This window comes from Streptococcus sp. HMSC072C09, from assembly GCF_001813105.1.
GTDB lineage: Bacteria > Bacillota > Bacilli > Lactobacillales > Streptococcaceae > Streptococcus.
The window spans coordinates 311,655-328,809 of sequence record NZ_KV811501.1 but is presented as its reverse complement, the minus strand read 5'-3'; the positions used below and the strand labels follow the sequence as shown (position 1 = coordinate 328,809).

The following is a 17,155-nucleotide window of genomic DNA, read 5'->3' as shown; positions in this document are numbered from 1 at the left end:
CCTTCGCTCTTTAATTTCTGGGCTCAGGCTAAAACAGTTTCCCAAACTGTTTTACTCTCAATAATTCCGAGTGCCTGAAACGTTATTGTTTCAGGCACTTTTCTCACAACGGAAAGTTTCTAAGATAATTTTGTATCCAATCTGAATTATTTTCCTTTTCTTTTGCAAATACGGGAATTCATTTATGGAAAATCCGATTTTTGGTATGATAGTCGTAATTTCGAATAGGGAGGTTGGAGTCGCCATGAGTGATTTGAATCAGACAGTTAAATTTATTAAAGAAATCGAGAAATTAAAGTCGGTAACAAGGTTTAATAGAACCCTTGATGGACGGTTTGAAAATAGCGCTGAGCATTCCTGGCAGGGTGCGATAGCTGCGATGGTTCTTCAAGATTATTATCCTGAAAAATTGAATATGGAAAAGGTGATTTCTATGTTACTGATCCATGATTTAGGTGAGATTTATGCTGGAGATACTTGGGTGTTTGATGATGAAAAAAAGCTTCATGCTCATGATAGAGAGCTAGCATCTATAGAAAAAACAATGAGCCTCCTTCCAGAAGAAACATATTTGAATATGAAAAATTCTTGGTTGGAGTTTGAAAAAGGGCAGAGTCCTGAGGCAAGATATGCAAGAGTGATTGACGCATTGGTACCACTGATCAATCACTTGGAAGTATCAGAAGTCGATTATAATCCCGATCATATCCGTTCAGAGATGGTATTAGAAAAGAAAAAGTTCATAAAAAGTGAATCGGAAGAATTATGGAAACTGACAGAAGAGTTAATTCAGGAAAGTGTAGAAAAGGGCTTATATTTATAAGAAGATTCCTTGTCCTTTAGTAGGAACCTTCAGCCCAAGAGGTAGACACCTGTTTTCACGGGTGGTTTTGACTGGCTTGATCTGTGGTATAATGGAACCAGATAATTTACACCCTTTGAAAGGGAAAAGGTTAGATTGTATGATTAAGTTGATTGCAACAGATATGGATGGAACCTTATTAGATGAGCGAGGAGAGGTGGATCTTCCGCGTCTGGAAAGGCTTTTGGACCACTTGGATCAAAAAGGGATTCGCTTTGTCATTGCGACAGGAAATGAAATCCATCGCATGCGCCAGCTCTTGGGTCCTTTGGTCAAACGGGTGACTCTGGTCGTAGCCAATGGAGCTCGGATTTTTGAGGATGATCAGATGATTCTAGGAAAATTCTGGGATCGAGAACTTGTAGAGGCGGTTCTTGATTATTTTAAGGGGCGAGAAATTTCAGACCAGCTGGTTGTCTCAGCTGTCAATGGTGGCTTTGTCAAGGAAGGCACGGTCTTTACAGAAGTTGAGAAATTCATGCAGCCGGAAGTGATTGAAGCCTTGTACAAGCGGATGAAGTTTGTTCCGGAATTGACAGCAGATCTATTTGATCAGGTGCTTAAAATGAGCTTGGTGGTTGGCTTGGATCGTCTCGATCAAGTGAGCCAAGAAGTCCAGCGGGCTTTTGGAGATCAGCTGATGGCGGTTTCGAGCGGTTTTGGCAGCATGGATCTCTTACAAGCAGGCATTCACAAGGCTTGGGGTCTGGCTCAATTAATGGAGATGTGGCAGCTTGATGCCAGCCAGGTCATGGCCTTTGGGGATAGCGGAAACGACATCGAAATGCTTGAAATGGCGGGTCACTCCTATGCTGTGGCTAATGCAGAAGAAGCTGTCAAAGCTGTCGCCAATCATCTAGCGCCTAGCCATCAAGAAGGCGGTGTCTACCAGGTGATCGAAGAGTATCTAGGATTGACCCCCTGGGAACAAGTGAAGGGAGAGAAATAGATGGCGGTACAACTGTTAGAAGACTGGCTCTTAAAGGAGCAGGAGAAGATCGTAACAACCTATCGGGAGCTCAATCAAGCCCCTCTGAAGGAGCCTGGTTTGATCTTTATCGGAGACTCTATCGTGGAGTATTTCCCCATTCATGAACTATTACAAAGTCCCAAACACATGGTCAATCGAGGAGTACGAGGCTATAAGACGGATCTTCTTCGTAAACATCTAGACGCCCATGTCTTTGGAACGGCGGTGGATCAGATCTTTCTCTTGATCGGGACCAATGATATCGGAAAAGAAATTCCTCAAAAGGAAACCCTAGACAATGTAGAAGCGGTCTTACAAGCAATTATGCGGGACTTTCCGCTGACCCACATCAACTTGATCTCGGTTTTACCGGTGAGTCAAGAAGAGCGCTACAAACAAAAGGTCTATGTGCGGACCAATGAAAAAATTCAAGCCCTCAATCAAGACTATCACGAATTGGCCCAGGCCTACCACCAGGTCAGCTATGTCGATGTGTATTCGTCTTTATTGGATGAAGAGGGGCAGTTGGCAGAAGCCTATACGACAGATGGCCTTCATTTAAGTGTGGCTGGTTACCGCATTCTAGCCCAAGCTCTGCAGGAGACGTTATAGAGACAAAAATAGGAGCGAAAAAGCCCAACCAGACAAATCTTCAAAGGAAGATTTGTTTTTTTAAAAACTTTTGGTTGACAAATGTAAATCTTAGGAGTAGAATAACATCATAAGATTTACAATTGTAGATTTTGAAAGGAGAGGTCATGCAAATTTCCAATGCGGAATGGCGCATCATGAAGATTATCTGGATGGAAGGCAAGCAGACCAGCACGGATTTGATCGCAGTCTTGTCTGAGCGCTTTGACTGGTCGAAGTCGACGATCAAGACCCTCTTGACGCGCTTGGTTGAAAAAGGGTGTCTGACTAGAGAAAAAGCAGGCAAAGCCTTTGTCTACTCGGCACTGTTGACGCAGGACCAGAGTTTAGACTTGGTCGTTGAGGATGTGAAGGACAAGGTTTGCTCCAAAAGGATTGTCCAGGTGCTTGAAAACTTGATTCAGGCGAGTGACTTTACGCTAGCAGATCTTAATCAGCTACAACAAGTCCTCGAAGATAAGAAAGCAGAGGCTGTCGAAACAGTCCCTTGCAATTGTATGTAATAGAAAGAGGGAAATTCTATGTTTGGATTGTTGATTAGTATTGTTTGTTTACTTGTGGTTGTCTTTATTGCTTGGTGGTTCTTTGCAGAACATGAAAAGATGAGCGACCACGCTCGTCAAAAATCAGGTTATCAAGAAATTGAAGTCGAAGTCATGGGGGGCTATTCGCCTGAAACTATCGTCCTGAAAAAGAATGTTCCAGCCCGGATTATCTTTAACCGCAAGGATCCATCCTCATGTCTCGACCAAGTGGTCTTTCCAGACTTTGGGGTGCATGAAGATTTGCCTTTGGGTGAAAAACATGTCATTGAAATTACGCCAGAAAAAGCGGGCGAATATGGGTATTCATGTGGTATGAACATGATGCATGGTCACATGATTGTGGAATAAAGGAGTAGGTATGGCAGAAAAACAAAAAGCAGTTGTGGAAAACGGAGTGCAAAAGATCCGTATTACAGCAGAAAAGGGCTATAGTCCCAAAGAATTTCAACTCCAAAAAGGGATTCCTGCTGAAATCACCTTCCATCGGGTCAATCCTTCCGGCTGTTACAAGGAGATTTTGTTTGAAGATCAGGGAATTTTAGAACCTTTGGAAGTTGGTGTGGATAAGGTCATTTCTTTTACCCCGACAGAAACAGGGGACTTTGAGTTCTCTTGTGGAATGAAGATGCAAAAGGGTTCCTACACAGTTGTGGAAAAACGCCGTCGTGTCTTGAGTTTGCTGGATCGTTTTTGGATCACCAGTATCTTTACCCTTCCCTTATTGATCTTGATGATCGGGATGGTAGCAGGTTTTGTGTCGCATCCAGTGAGTCACTGGGGGACCTTTCTCGCGACAACGCCGATTATGCTAGTGGCAGGTGTGCCGTTTATCAAGAGTGCTTGGGCCTCTTTTAAGAAGCACCATGCCAATATGGATACCTTAGTAGCTCTGGGAACCCTGGTAGCCTATGTCTATAGCGTATTTGCCCTTTTTGCTGGTCAACCAGTATACTTTGAAAGCGCGGGCTTTATCCTCTTCTTTGTTCTTTTAGGGCAAGTCTTTGAGGAACGGATGCGTAAAAATGCCTCCAAGGCTGTGGAAAAGTTGTTGGATTTGCAGGCAAAAACAGCCCAAGTTCTCCGTGATGGGGACTATGTCGAAGTGGCGGCTGAAGATATCCACATTGGGGACTTAATTCGGGTCCGTCCTGGGGAGAAGATCGCGGTTGATGGGACCATTGTGGAAGGAAGCACGACCATTGATGAGTCGATGGTGACAGGTGAAAGCCTGCCTGTGGAAAAGTCGGTTGGTGATGCCGTCATTGGTTCCACCATCAACAGCAATGGGACCATTCTCTTCAAGGCTGAAAAAGTCGGTAGTGAGACCCTCTTATCTCAAATTGTGGCCTTTGTTAAAATGGCCCAATCCAGTCGTGCTCCCATTCAAGATCTGACGGATAAGATTTCAGGTATCTTTGTTCCAGCAGTGACGATTTTGGCCATTGCGACTTTCTGGGTTTGGTTCGTGCTTTTGGGGGCATCGCTTCAAGAGGCCATGCTCTATGCAGTCTCTGTCCTCATTATTGCCTGTCCGTGTGCCCTTGGTTTGGCGACGCCAACTGCCCTTATGGTCGGAACTGGTCGCAGTGCTAAGATGGGGGTTTTGATCAAAAACGGAACCGTCCTTCAAGAAGTTCAAAAAATTCAAACTGTTGTGTTTGATAAGACAGGGACCATCACCATTGGCCAACCCCTTGTAACCGATGTGGTAGGAGATGAAGCGCGTGTCTTGACACTGGCAGCTAGCCTTGAAACTTTTTCAGAACATCCCCTTGCACAAGCGGTCTTATCACGAGCAGAAGAAAAAGGTTTGGTGCTATCCCCTGTGGAAAACTTCCAAGCGATCGAAGGAAAAGGGGTCCAAGGTCAGATCGATCAGCAGTTGGTGACCTTGGGAAATGGCAAACTCCATGATGGGACAGCGATGGATCCTGAGCTCGAAAAACGGATGGTAGACTTGCAAAAGCAGGCCAAGACAGTTATCAGTTTGGCTGTGGATGGTCAAGTGATTGGCTTGATTGCCATTCAGGATGCTCCAAAGGCCAGCTCAAAAGAAGCTATCCGTAAGCTCAAAGAACGGGGCTTAAAGACCGTCATGTTAACTGGGGATAACGAACGGGTAGCCCAGGCCATTGCCGATCAAGTAGGAATTGATACCGTCATTGCCGATGTCCTCCCTCAAGAAAAGGCCAGCGCCATCCAAAAACTGCAAGAAAGCAATAAGGTAGCCTTTGTGGGAGATGGGATCAATGATGCTCCTGCTCTTTCGATTGCAGATGTTGGAATTGCAATGGGATCTGGTACGGATATTGCGATCGAGTCTGGTGGCATCGTGCTCACGCAAAATGATTTGCTTGGCGTCGTTCGTGCCTTTGATATGAGTCAAAAGACCTTCCGTCGGATCTTGCTCAATCTTTTCTGGGCCTTTATCTACAATGTTATTGGGATTCCAATTGCTGCCGGAGTCTTTGCGGGCTTAGGATTGACCCTCAATCCAGAACTAGCAGGTCTTGCCATGGCCTTCAGTTCCGTATCTGTTTTGACCAGCTCGCTACTCCTCAATGTCGCAAAGATTGATTAAAGGGAACAGAAAGTGATACACATATCACGTAGAGTGAAAATAAAATCTTCCCTGAGATTTTCCTTAGGTGAGTACGGACGTCAGCGAACTTCTACGAAGTTCCATGACTTAGTTTTGGACCTAAGGTTCCAAAACTCCCGAGTGCTAGAAACAACAGTGTTTCTAGCACTTTTCTCACGGCGGAAATTCTCAGGATATATTTGAATAATGAAAACAATAGAGAAGTCCTTTTATTTTTACAGAGTTTTCTTATGTTATTTTATATAAAAAATTATTTTTATATGTTCGGAGTGCTACAGCATGCTGTAGCACTTTTTTCTCTTTTCCATACAGCTCTAAGGGAAAATAGTAGGTAAGAAAATATAGTATAAAACCCTATTGTAGGATAGTTTGTGAAAATTTCTCAAAAAGAGCATCTGTTATGGAATAGGGATTGAGCATCTCTGAGCAGATCCTTATACATGTGAATCTCTTTGTGATAAATTAATACTGTAATCGTTTTGTAAATCGTTTTCATGAGAATAGTCAGAATAAATTCATTTTCAAGACGAGCTTTGATCGCAAAGATGAAGTAGAAGCGCTGTGCTTCATTTTTCAGGATCAAAATAGATTTAAAGGAGAGTTAGAATGACTCAAGGGAAAATTACTGCATCTGCAGCAATGCTTAATGTATTGAAAACATGGGGCGTAGATACCATCTACGGTATCCCATCAGGAACACTCAGCTCACTCATGGATGCTTTGGCTGAAGACAAAGATATCCGTTTCTTGCAAGTTCGCCACGAAGAAACAGGTGCTCTTGCAGCGGTTATGCAGGCTAAATTTGGTGGCTCTATCGGGGTTGCAGTTGGTTCAGGTGGACCTGGTGCGACTCACTTGATCAATGGTGTTTACGATGCAGCTATGGATAACACTCCATTCCTTGCTATCCTTGGATCACGTCCAGTTAACGAATTGAACTTGGATGCCTTCCAAGAATTGAACCAAAACCCAATGTACAACGGTATCGCTGTTTACAACAAACGTGTAGCTTACGCAGAACAATTACCAAAAGTAATCGACGAAGCTTGCCGTGCTGCCGTTTCTAAAAAAGGTCCAGCTGTCGTTGAAATTCCAGTAAACTTTGGTTTCCAAGAAATCGACGAAAACTCTTACTACGGATCAGGTTCTTATGAACGTCACTTTATCGCTCCTGCCTTGAACGAAGTGGAAATCGATAAAGCAGTTGAAATTTTGAACAATGCTGAACGCCCAGTGATCTACGCTGGTTTCGGTGGTGTTGGTGCTGGTGATGTGATCACTGAATTGTCTCGTAAGATCAAAGCACCAATCATTACAACTGGTAAAAACTTTGAAGCCTTCGAATGGGACTACGAAGGGTTGACAGGTTCTGCTTACCGTGTTGGTTGGAAACCAGCCAACGAAGTAGTCTTCGAAGCAGACACTGTTCTCTTCCTTGGTTCAAACTTCCCATTTGCTGAAGTATACGAAGCCTTCAAGAACACTGAAAAATTCATCCAAGTGGATATCGATCCTTACAAACTTGGTAAACGCCATGCTCTTGACGCTTCCATCCTTGGAGATGCAGGTCAAGCAGCCAAAGCGATTCTTGATAAAGTAAAGCCAGTTGAATCTACTCCATGGTGGCGTGCAAACGTGAAGAATAACCAAAACTGGCGTGATTACATGAACAAACTCGAAGGTAAAACTGAGGGTGAATTGCAATTGTATCAAGTTTACAATGCAATCAACAAACATGCTGATCAAGACGCTATCTACTCAATCGACGTCGGTGACACTACTCAAACATCTACTCGTCACCTTCACATGACACCTAAGAACATGTGGCGTACATCTCCACTCTTTGCGACAATGGGGATCGCTCTTCCTGGTGGTATCGCTGCTAAGAAAGACAATCCAGATCGCCAAGTATGGAACATCATGGGTGACGGTGCATTCAACATGTGCTACCCAGACGTTATCACCAACGTTCAATACGACCTTCCAGTTATCAACGTTGTCTTCTCAAATGGTAAATATGCCTTCATCAAGGACAAATACGAAGACACAAACAAACACTTGTTTGGTTGTGACTTCCCTAATGCTGACTATGCGAAAATCGCTGAAGCTCAAGGAGCTATTGGATTTACAGTTGACCGTATCGAAGACATCGACGCAGTCGTTGCTGAAGCTGTGAAACTCAACAAAGAAGGTAAGACAGTTGTCATCGATGCTCGCATCACTCCACATCGTCCACTTCCAGTAGAAGTACTTGAATTGGATCCAAAACTTTACTCAGAAGAAGCAATCAAAGCCTTCAAGGAAAAATACGAAGCAGAAGAACTCGTACCATTCCGCCTCTTCTTGGAAGAAGAAGGGTTGCAATCACGCGCAATCAAATAATTCCTCTCGTGGAAAATCAAATGTAAACTGCGTTATCTTCACCTTGCCGTACTCCAGTACTGTCTGCGGTTCGATGCCTTGTTTATTCTTTGATTTTCTTAGAGCAGAACTTAAAAAGATCGGAGCAATCCGGTCTTTTTATGGAGGATAGATAGTAAATGAATTTAAATCAATTAGATATTATCGTGTCAGATGTTCCCCAAGTTTGTGCTAGCTTGGAGCGTATTTTGGATAAAAAAGCCGATTATGTTGACGACAGTTTTGCCCAGTTCACGATTGGCAGTCACTGTCTCATGTTGTCTCAAAATCATTTGGTCCCTTTGGAAAACTTTCAGTCAGGAATCATTCTTCATATCGAGGTTGAAGATGTAGACCAGAACTACAAACGATTGAAAGAGCTTGGTATCCAGGTTTTAAATGGCCCAGTTGTAACCGATTGGGGAACCGAAAGCCTGCTAGTTAAAGGCCCAGCTGGTTTAGTGATTGATTTTTATCGTATGAAATAGGTAATTCTATTATCAAAAAATTTAAACGTTCTTGGAGTGGAACTTAAAAAGATCGGAGTCATCCGGTCTTTTTATGTTCGCAAGTGTCGGAGTTACCTTAGAATAGGTTTAGTTTTTCATAGGATCTTGTAGGATTTTTTGGAAAGAGAAGGGTATAATAGAACTATCAAATCAAGTGAGGTAGAGAGATGACCGATAAACTTCAATTTCCAGATGGTTTCCTTTGGGGTGGGGCGACGGCTGCTAACCAGTGTGAGGGAGCTTATAATGAAGATGGCCGTGGCTTGGCTAATGTGGATGTGGTGCCGATTGGGCCTGATCGTCACGCCATTATTACGGGTCAGAAAAAGATGTTCGACTTTGAAGAGGGCTATTTTTATCCGGCTAAGGATGGCATTGATATGTACCATCGCTACAAGGAAGACATTGCTCTCTTTGGGGAAATGGGCTTTAAAACCTATCGTTTGTCCATTGCCTGGTCTCGGATCTTTCCTAAAGGAGATGAACTAGAGCCGAATGAAGCAGGTCTACAGTTCTATGAAGACCTCTTTAAGGAGTGCCACAAGTATGGCATTGAACCCTTGGTGACCATTACCCACTTTGACTGTCCCATGCATTTGATTACCGAGTATGGAGGTTGGCGTAGTCGCAAGATGTTGGAATGTTATGAACGACTCTGCCGGACCCTCTTCACTCGCTACAAGGGCTTGGTCAAATACTGGCTAACCTTTAATGAGATCAATATGATCCTTCATGCGCCTTTTATGGGAGCGGGTCTCTGCTTTGAAGAAGGGGAGAATGAGGAGCAGGTCAAATACCAGGCGGCTCACCATGAGTTGGTCGCTTCAGCCATTGCTACCAAGCTAGCCCATGAGATTGATCCTAACAATAAGGTTGGCTGTATGTTGGCAGCTGGACAAAACTATCCGCATACCTGTGCTCCGCGAGATGTCTGGGCTGGTCTAGAAGAAGACCGCAAGAACTATTTCTTTATCGATGTGCAAGCGCGTGGGGAATACCCGAACTATGCTAAGAAAGAGTGGGAACGTCAGGGAATCACGGTTGAGATGACAGAGCAGGATATGCAATTGTTGAAAGACCATACGGTGGACTTTATTTCTTTCTCCTACTATGCCAGTCGAGTCGCTTCAGGGGATCCAGCTGAAAAAGAGAAAACAGCGGGCAATATCTTTGCCTCTCTGAAGAACCCCTATCTAGAAAGCTCGGAATGGGGTTGGCAGATTGACCCTCTTGGTCTCCGCATTACCCTCAATACCATCTGGGATCGTTATCAAAAACCTCTATTTATTGTAGAAAATGGACTAGGCGCAGTTGATACTCCAAATGAAGCCGGGGAGATTGAGGATGACTACCGAATTGATTACCTCGCAGCCCATGTTAAGGCCATGCGGGATGCCATTAACGAAGATGGCGTCGTCCTTTGGGGATATACGACTTGGGGCTGTATCGACCTCGTCTCTGCTGGGACAGGAGAAATGAAGAAGCGCTACGGTTTTATCTATGTCGATCGGGACAACGAAGGCAAGGGAAGCTTAGAGCGCTCCCGTAAGAAATCCTTCTATTGGTACAAAGAAGTCATTGCGACCAATGGGGCTTCTGTTGAATAAAAGTTTTCGGTACTTGCTGGCCGACTCTCTCCTATCAACGAAAAAGCTTAGAATCCCAACCACAAGCTGGGGTCCTAAGCTTTTTGTATGTAGTTAAACCGAGTCCTTACTGATTTACTGGTCGTAATCTAAGACATTGTTCTCGATGACAAACTTAGATTCAGCGGAAATGTTGGCTGCTCCTAGTTGCAACTGTGAACTTCCGTCTGGCTTCATGATGTGCCACTGACCGTCCTTGTGGGCAAAGATGGCCTCAAATGTGACGTTATTGCTCTTGTCTCGAATGGGTAGAACAAATGCTTGATCTGTATTCTCTAAAAGGATTTCTTCCTTTTTTTCAAAGTTATAGATATAAAATTGCCCAGCTCTTTGCCCCAAACCATGAAGTTCATCGACTTTTTGCCAGTTCTCAAATTTTGTCCGAACAAGGGATTCATTATAAATCTTGTTGAAGGTTTCGTTCCGTTTCTTCGTTTCTTCCTCGTCTAGTGTTTTCTGAAACTCTGCAACCTTTTTAGTCGTTTGAATGGTTTGTCTGTTTTGCTCCCTGATTTGCTGGCGGTGGATGACTCGCATCATTCTTGCAGCAACGCCCAGGATGACAAGGATGGATACAAGACTGATTTTAGTTTTAGCATTATTTTTCATAGATGAGTCTCCCTATTGTGTCATTGGTCCTATTATACCCTTTGAAAGAAAGGATCGTCAAGTTCATCTTGTGATGACCTAACATGCAGATCTACCTGGGGACAATAGAATTTTATCAGATTTTCATTGACGAAGGTCCCTTTATTTGATAGGCTAGAGAAATAGAAATGATTTGGAGTTTAAATGAAAAAGGAGCGAGGCAAGTGGCACGGATTTTATTAATCGAGGATAATAATGATATCCAAGAAATTTTATACAGTCTCTTAAGTGAAGGCCATGAGGTCCTTCAGGCTTTTTCAGGTACAGAAGGGCTACGGCTCTTCCAGCAAGAAGCTGTTGATTTGGTCCTTCTCGATATCATGCTTCCTGGTAAAAATGGCGATCAGGTTCTGGAGGAGATCCGTTTGCAGAGTCAGGTGCCGGTCATCATGATGACCGCTCTTGGAGATAAACACCTCATTAGCCAGTACCTCCTTGCAGGTGCCAATGATTATATTGTCAAGCCCTTTAATCTGGACGAAGTGGCCGCTCGGGTGACGGTGCAGTTGCGAAATCACGTCTCTCCGGCACAGGAATCTCAAGCGTCGCAAAAGCTATCCTTTAAGAATTTGGTTTTAAATCCAGAAACCTTTGAACTGGAGTCTGGAGAACAGACGCTTCGCTTGGGCAAAAAAGAATTTCAAATTTTTGAAACCTTGCTGGCGCATCCAAAGAAAATTTTTACCAAGGAAGAATTGTATGAGGCGGTCTGGGAAGAGGTCTATCTGCCAGGAGACAATACCCTCAATGCTCAATTAAGCAATCTTCGAAAGAAAATTGCCCAGCTTGATCCAGATGAGGACTATATTGAAACCGTCTGGGGCTTGGGTGTTCGCTTGAAAGGAGACAAGTAATGTGGGTTTTAGTTCTAATTCTAGTCGTCTTTGTCCTTCTCTTGGGCTTGGGATATGCTCGCTTGCTTTCTGCTTTAAAGGATTTGCAGGAACAGATTCAACAGAAGCTCCAAAATGGGAGTGGGGTACGGCTGACCTCTCAGGTCTCAAAAAAAGAATTGGTCGCCTTGACTAAGCAGGTCAGTGATCTCTTTGACCAGATCGAGCGGACCAATCGGATTGCCTTTCAAGAGAAAAAGACCTTGGATATGGCCATCAGTAATATTGCTCATGATATTCGGACGCCTTTGACCATTGCATCAGGCTATACCCAACAAATCATCAAGGGTGGGACGCAGGAAGAGGAAAAGCTGAAGAAAATTGCTTCCAATCTTCAAGTCGTCTCAAAACGCCTGGAATCTCTCTTGGAGTACAGACGCTTGATGGAGGGAGCTATTCAGCCTCGGATTTCAGACGTCGATCTCAGCCAAGTCCTGACCCAGCAGTTGTTCCAGTATTATGATAGCTTGTCTGAAGCGGGGATTGACTTAGAAGTGGAGATGGAGGAGCATCTTCATTATGCTACGGATCCAGAGCTCTGGGAGCGCCTCTTGCAAAATATGCTCAGCAATGTCCTCAAGCATGGAAAGGATCAGGCTCGCTTGACCTTGACCTCGGACGCGGACATGATTCGGGTCGAGCTGCGCAATATTGTGCAACAACCGATTCAGCACTTAGACCAACTGGCTAGTCGCTTCTACTCTGAAAATCTCTCGGATACAGAAGAGTCATCTGGCTTGGGTCTCTATATCATTCAAAATTTTGTAGAGATCTTAGGCGGGGACTTGCAACTGGCAACGGAGGCAGACTGGTTTATCTTGACCATTACACTAAGAAAAAAGGCTTGAGCACTGCTCAAGTCTTTTTGTTATAAATCTTTGTGTTTAAAAGTAGCCAGTCCTAGGAAGCCGAAAACAAGGATGAATCCAAGGGCGATCGAGAGGGTGTTGGTTGTTGCTGTTGTGCTCTGTACCATGGAATATTGGAATTCCAAGTTTAGATAGTGGAGAATATCAATATCTTTAAGGAAGAGCGCAGGAAGGCTTAAGAGGATATTTCCAATGAAGTAGCCAACGAAGGCCAAGGTGATGGATTGGCTGGCATAAAGAAGGAAGGAAATGATGCTGACCCAAGCCAAGGTGGAAAGGAACTGAATCAGCACGGTCAGTCCAAAATGAGCAAGGAAGTGCTCTGGCATGGTGCCAAGTCCATTGTAGAGCGTCGCGATCAAGAAGACGAGACCATAAGAAACAAGAAATTGGAAGAGAGCAATGGTCAGAACAACGGCGCTTTTGGCAAAGTAGTAACTGGTGCGCGAAACGCCATAGGCCAGACTATTCTTGTATAAGTTTTGCGTTAAGTCTGTTCCCAGGACCAAGGTGATGACAATAATGGTAAAGAGGATAGTCACACTGATGCTGGAAGAGTAGTTGGTCAAAGCTTTAAAGCCTGTCCAAACTTCGGTCGCTTGGGGCAATTTGGATTCCGTATTGACGCCGACGTGGCCAGTAGCTCCAAAGATGACTCCAGACAGGATGTTGAGAACGAGAATGGCTTCTGTAATCCAAAAACCTTTGGAGCGAAAAAGTCTGTAAAAATCTGCTTGAATGGTATGCAACATGATAAATCTCCTAAATGAAATATGTGGGATAGGTAATAGAGGAAGACGGTGATTGGACTAGTCTACCAAGTCCGTAAAGAATTTTTCCAGATCTTGGCGGGCATAGTAGATTTCGTCCACGTCAATATCGGCTTGAACGAGGGCTTTGACAATGACTTTAATATCGTGAGTCTGTCCGAAGATATGGATTTCTCCATCCTTATCGATGACCTTGATGCGGTGATGGAGTTGATCCTGGATCAGTTGACTCGCAAGGGCTAGCTGACTTGTCTTGAGGATGATGTAGTCTTCTCCTTGTTCTTCGAATTCAGCCTTGCTAATTTCTTTGATCAGGCGTCCTTGGTCGACAATGCCAAAGCGATTGGCAACCAGATAGAGTTCGGAGAGGATGTGACTGGAAATGAGGATGGTCATGCCGAGTTCATCATTGAGGCGTTTGATCATCTGACGGAATTCCTTGATTCCGACTGGATCAAGGCCATTGATGGGTTCGTCCAGAATAAGGAAATCTGGCTTAGCAATGAGAGCAATCGCAATTCCCAACCGTTGTTTCATCCCGAGTGAAAAATCACGGAATTTCTTCTTACCCGTATTATTCAGGCCAACATAGTTCAAGGTTTCTTTGATGACCTGGTCGGGATTGGGAATATGGCGAGCCTTGCAATAGTAGACCAGGTTTTGATAGGCGGTCATATGCTTGTGAGCCACGGGACTTTCAATAACGGATCCGACACGTTTCAGGGCTTGCGTCCACTGGGAGCGATTTGAAGAAGCAAAGAGGGAGACGCTTCCGTCAGTTTCTTGAATCAGTTGGGTGATGACCTTGATGAGGGTGGTTTTCCCAGCTCCGTTCTTACCGATCAGGCCATAAACGTCGCCTTTGCGAATGGTGAGATTCACATCATTTAAGGCGTATTGATGACCGAACTTTTTACTCAAATGGGAAATTTCTAATACTTTTTCCATGGTTTTCTCCTTCGTCCAAATGACTAGTTGTTTTCTTTACACTCTTAGTATACAGCTTGCTTTTCAAATAACTATCAAGCAATTCTCAAATATTTCTAAAAAAACGACTAACTTTTAAAAAGTTAGCCGTGACTTTAAGACTAAGTTTTCCTAGAGGCTTTCCTTAGGTGAGTACGGACGTCAGCGAACTTCAAAGAAGTTCCATGACTTAGTTTTGAGTCTAAGGTCTCAAAACTCCCGAGTGCCTGAAACAATTGTGTTTCAGGCACTTTTCTCACGGCGGAAAGCCTCAAGAAATTCATGCATAACTTTAAAAATAAACATTTCTTTAAAGTTCTTGATTTTTTAAGTTATGTAACATGAAAAAATACTTTATCTACATTAAGAGGAACTGTTTTTTAAGCTAGCCTCTTCATTTTAAAATTCAGCGACAAACTCCTTGATGGCTTGCGCGAGTTCATAGGGTTTCTCGGTATTGAGTAGATGGCCTCCGTCTGCGATTTCTTGATAGCGGCCTTTTGGCAGGAGATTGGCCAATTTTTTAGAAGAAGATTGATTGGCCCAATCTTTGCTACCACAAATCACCAAGCTAGGAAGAGGGCAAACTTTAACGGTATCGGTTAAATTGAGCCCTTTTAATTCCGTCAAGATTTGAAGCATCTGTTGTTTATTGGCATCTTGTTTTTCAAAGACATGCTTGGGAAGCAGACGAAAAAGGAGAATCTGGAGCCGATAGAGGGGATTGGTGTTGAGTTTGTATTGAGTTCCCGCAAGGACCAAGCCCTTGAGTTGCGGGAAGTCTTGTCTGGAGAGATCAAGAGCAAGCACACCACCTAGTGAAAGTCCTACCAGAATAAAGGGTTCGCTCTCTTGTTGGAGGCGCTCCATCAACCTTTCTTTGACTTCCTGATAGCTTTCTTTTGGATGGGAGAAAATATCAAAAGTTTTGGAGTGCAAGGGTGAAAGTGCAAATTGGACTCCTTGCCAAGAGAGGACATCTTGCCCTAGTCCATGTAAAAAAATAAGTTTCATCAGGAATCCTTTCTTTGAAAATCAAGTTCGTAGAGACCACGAATAGCATTGCAGGCATAAATACGATCGGCGTCTGTTAAATCGTTCAGAGTTAAGAGTTTTTCTTCAACCTGCTGGGTCTCAAGAAGATGGCGGCGGTAAATCCCGTCGAGTAAGGGGAGGTGAGCCGGTGGGGTATAGAGTTGTCCCTCTATCTCCAGCACCAGATTGCCAATCGTCGTCTCTAGTAAGGTTCCATCTGGCAGATGGAAAATTTGCTCGTGATCTGACTGGCTGAGATGGTCTCTCTGACTCGTTTTGAAATAAGTAAATGGCGTCGCTAAATCAAGCTTTTGCTCTGTCAGTTGGGCCTGTAGATAGCTAGCGGGCAAGTCTGTCAGCTCCGTGATTACTAGGTGAAAGGTCCCGTTTTTTTGCAAGGCGATCCGACAACGATAGTCAAGGTTGGATTCCAAATGAGCAAGCTCTTCTTGAAGTTCTTTCAGGAGTTTGGGTTCATCATAAGGATAGGCAAAGTAGCGACTAGCTTCTCTCAAGCGTGTTACATGTTTGTCTAAGAAAGTCAACTCTCCTTGGTGGATGCGGCCGGTCGTCAGGAGCTCAAAGTGAGGCTCTTGCCGGTAAAGGACAGCTGATTTTTGCTTGGTTTCCTGGTATTCACTTTCCCATTTACTGTCCCAAGTGATGCCTCCTCCCACGCCATAGATGGCTTGATCCCCCTGCATTTGAAGGGTCCGGATGGCTACATTAAAAATCCGTTTCCCTTTTGGAAGAAGGATGCCGATCGTTCCACAGTAGACACCTCGAGGAGACTTCTCCGTCTTTTGGATGATTTCCATAGTGGAGATCTTCGGTGCTCCTGTAATCGAGCCACAAGGAAAGAGAGCTCGGAAGGTTTGGATCAGGTCGATTTCAGCTCGTAAGCGACTTTCAATGGTCGAGGTCATCTGCCAAACGGTGGAGTATTGCTCGACTTGGCAAAGACGGGTCACCTGCTCACTTCCAATCTCCGAAATCCGGTTCATGTCATTGCGGAGGAGATCCACGATCATCATGTTTTCTGCTCGATTTTTTGGATCGGCTTCTAGCCAAGCAGCCTCTTGAAGATCCTCTTGGTTGGTGAGACCACGGTGCGTCGTTCCTTTCATGGGGCGCGTGGTCAGTAGCCGGTCGTCTTGCTCAAAAAAGAGCTCAGGACTGATGGAGATGATGGAGACATCATCGTGCTGGATGAAGGCATTGTAATGGGCTTTCTGCTCTACCACCAAGCGATTGTATATAGCCAAAGGATCTGCTTTTAGCTCTTGAGAAAGCTGGACAGTGTAGTTGACCTGGTAGGTATCTCCCTGGCGGATATGGTGATGGATGGTCTCGATGGCTTCTTGATAAGCAGGTGCCTCTACCTCTTCCTTCCAATTGGCTGGAAGATCCACAGCTTCATAGTGCTCTGGGAAAGGAAGGGTTTCGACCTCCTCGTGGATCGTAAAATAGAGGAGATACTCTCCCATAAGAGGTGCTGGATGGACAGCAAACTTCTTCTCAAAAGCAGGAGCAGCCTCATAGCTGACATAGCCAACCACATAAAAGCCTTGCTCCTGGTAGGCTTCGACTTCTCTAAGAAGATCCTCTACCTGGTCGAGGTTTCTAGTTTTTAATTCCTTTATGGACTTGGTGAAAAGGTAGCGCAAACCAAGCTCTTTAAAATCAATAATCGTTTGTTTATGCATGCTTTGAGTATATCAAAAATAGAGGAAAAAAGGTAGATAAGGATGCAAGATTCCTTGCTTGACCTTCCCTTTCATGCTAAAAT

General features: G+C 44.2%; 16 protein-coding genes. 11 read left to right on the top strand and 5 right to left on the bottom strand.

The window, feature by feature from the left end; genetic code table 11:
* Positions 1-244: 244 nt before the first annotated feature.
* From HMPREF2893_RS07250 to HMPREF2893_RS07210, 9 genes are all read left to right on the top strand, one after another.
* A complete protein-coding gene (locus tag HMPREF2893_RS07250) occupies positions 245-823 on the top strand; it encodes an HD domain-containing protein (RefSeq protein WP_070675435.1) in 579 nt (192 codons plus the stop codon).
* Between the two features lie 139 nt (positions 824-962).
* Positions 963-1,811 (top strand): HAD family hydrolase, encoded by an 849-nt coding sequence (locus tag HMPREF2893_RS07245; RefSeq protein ID WP_070675369.1) that lies wholly within the window; start codon positions 963-965, stop codon positions 1,809-1,811.
* A complete protein-coding gene (locus HMPREF2893_RS07240; RefSeq protein ID WP_070675366.1) occupies positions 1,812-2,444 on the top strand; it encodes an SGNH/GDSL hydrolase family protein in 633 nt (210 codons plus the stop codon). It begins immediately after the preceding gene.
* Positions 2,445-2,590: 146 nt separating this feature from the next.
* Positions 2,591-2,986 (top strand): CopY/TcrY family copper transport repressor, encoded by a 396-nt coding sequence (locus HMPREF2893_RS07235; RefSeq protein ID WP_070675363.1) that lies wholly within the window; start codon positions 2,591-2,593, stop codon positions 2,984-2,986.
* 18 nt (positions 2,987-3,004) lie between these two features.
* Complete coding sequence (locus HMPREF2893_RS07230) at positions 3,005-3,376, top strand: cupredoxin domain-containing protein (protein WP_070675360.1); 372 nt, start codon at positions 3,005-3,007, stop codon at positions 3,374-3,376.
* 10 nt (positions 3,377-3,386) lie between these two features.
* A complete protein-coding gene (locus HMPREF2893_RS07225) occupies positions 3,387-5,609 on the top strand; it encodes a heavy metal translocating P-type ATPase (RefSeq protein ID WP_070675357.1) in 2,223 nt (740 codons plus the stop codon).
* Positions 5,610-6,236: 627 nt separating this feature from the next.
* Complete coding sequence (spxB, locus tag HMPREF2893_RS07220; RefSeq protein ID WP_070675354.1) at positions 6,237-8,012, top strand: pyruvate oxidase; 1,776 nt, start codon at positions 6,237-6,239, stop codon at positions 8,010-8,012.
* Positions 8,013-8,170: 158 nt separating this feature from the next.
* Entirely contained in the window at positions 8,171-8,518 is a 348-nt protein-coding gene (locus HMPREF2893_RS07215; protein WP_070675351.1) for a VOC family protein, read from the top strand.
* Between the two features lie 188 nt (positions 8,519-8,706).
* Positions 8,707-10,146 (top strand): 6-phospho-beta-glucosidase, encoded by a 1,440-nt coding sequence (locus tag HMPREF2893_RS07210; protein WP_070675348.1) that lies wholly within the window; start codon positions 8,707-8,709, stop codon positions 10,144-10,146.
* 114 nt (positions 10,147-10,260) lie between these two features.
* On the opposite strand, the gene HMPREF2893_RS07205 is transcribed toward HMPREF2893_RS07210, so the two are convergent.
* Positions 10,261-10,794, bottom strand: a complete 534-nt coding sequence (locus HMPREF2893_RS07205; protein WP_070675345.1) for a hypothetical protein — start codon at positions 10,792-10,794, stop codon at positions 10,261-10,263.
* Positions 10,795-10,997: 203 nt separating this feature from the next.
* On the opposite strand from HMPREF2893_RS07205, the gene HMPREF2893_RS07200 reads away from it, so the two are divergent.
* Positions 10,998-11,687, top strand: coding sequence for a response regulator transcription factor (locus HMPREF2893_RS07200; protein ID WP_070675342.1), 690 nt, complete (start codon positions 10,998-11,000; stop codon positions 11,685-11,687).
* The gene (locus HMPREF2893_RS07195) at positions 11,687-12,574 is read left to right on the top strand and encodes a sensor histidine kinase (RefSeq protein WP_070675338.1); all 888 of its coding nucleotides are present in this window, start codon (positions 11,687-11,689) and stop codon (positions 12,572-12,574) included. Before HMPREF2893_RS07200 ends, HMPREF2893_RS07195 begins: the two co-directional genes overlap by 1 nt.
* 20 nt (positions 12,575-12,594) lie before the next feature.
* Here HMPREF2893_RS07195 and HMPREF2893_RS07190 read toward each other — a convergent pair whose 3' ends face one another.
* From HMPREF2893_RS07190 to pabB, 4 genes are all read right to left on the bottom strand, one after another.
* Positions 12,595-13,347, bottom strand: coding sequence for an ABC transporter permease (locus tag HMPREF2893_RS07190; RefSeq protein WP_006595651.1), 753 nt, complete (start codon positions 13,345-13,347; stop codon positions 12,595-12,597).
* Positions 13,348-13,404: 57 nt separating this feature from the next.
* A complete protein-coding gene (locus HMPREF2893_RS07185; protein WP_070675335.1) occupies positions 13,405-14,313 on the bottom strand; it encodes an ABC transporter ATP-binding protein in 909 nt (302 codons plus the stop codon).
* Positions 14,314-14,730: 417 nt separating this feature from the next.
* Positions 14,731-15,345 (bottom strand): alpha/beta fold hydrolase, encoded by a 615-nt coding sequence (locus HMPREF2893_RS07180; protein WP_061591424.1) that lies wholly within the window; start codon positions 15,343-15,345, stop codon positions 14,731-14,733.
* On the bottom strand, positions 15,345-17,072 hold the full coding sequence (pabB, locus tag HMPREF2893_RS07175) for an aminodeoxychorismate synthase component I (RefSeq protein WP_070675332.1): 1,728 nt from the start codon (positions 17,070-17,072) through the stop codon (positions 15,345-15,347). Before pabB ends, HMPREF2893_RS07180 begins: the two co-directional genes overlap by 1 nt.
* Positions 17,073-17,155 lie beyond the last annotated feature (83 nt).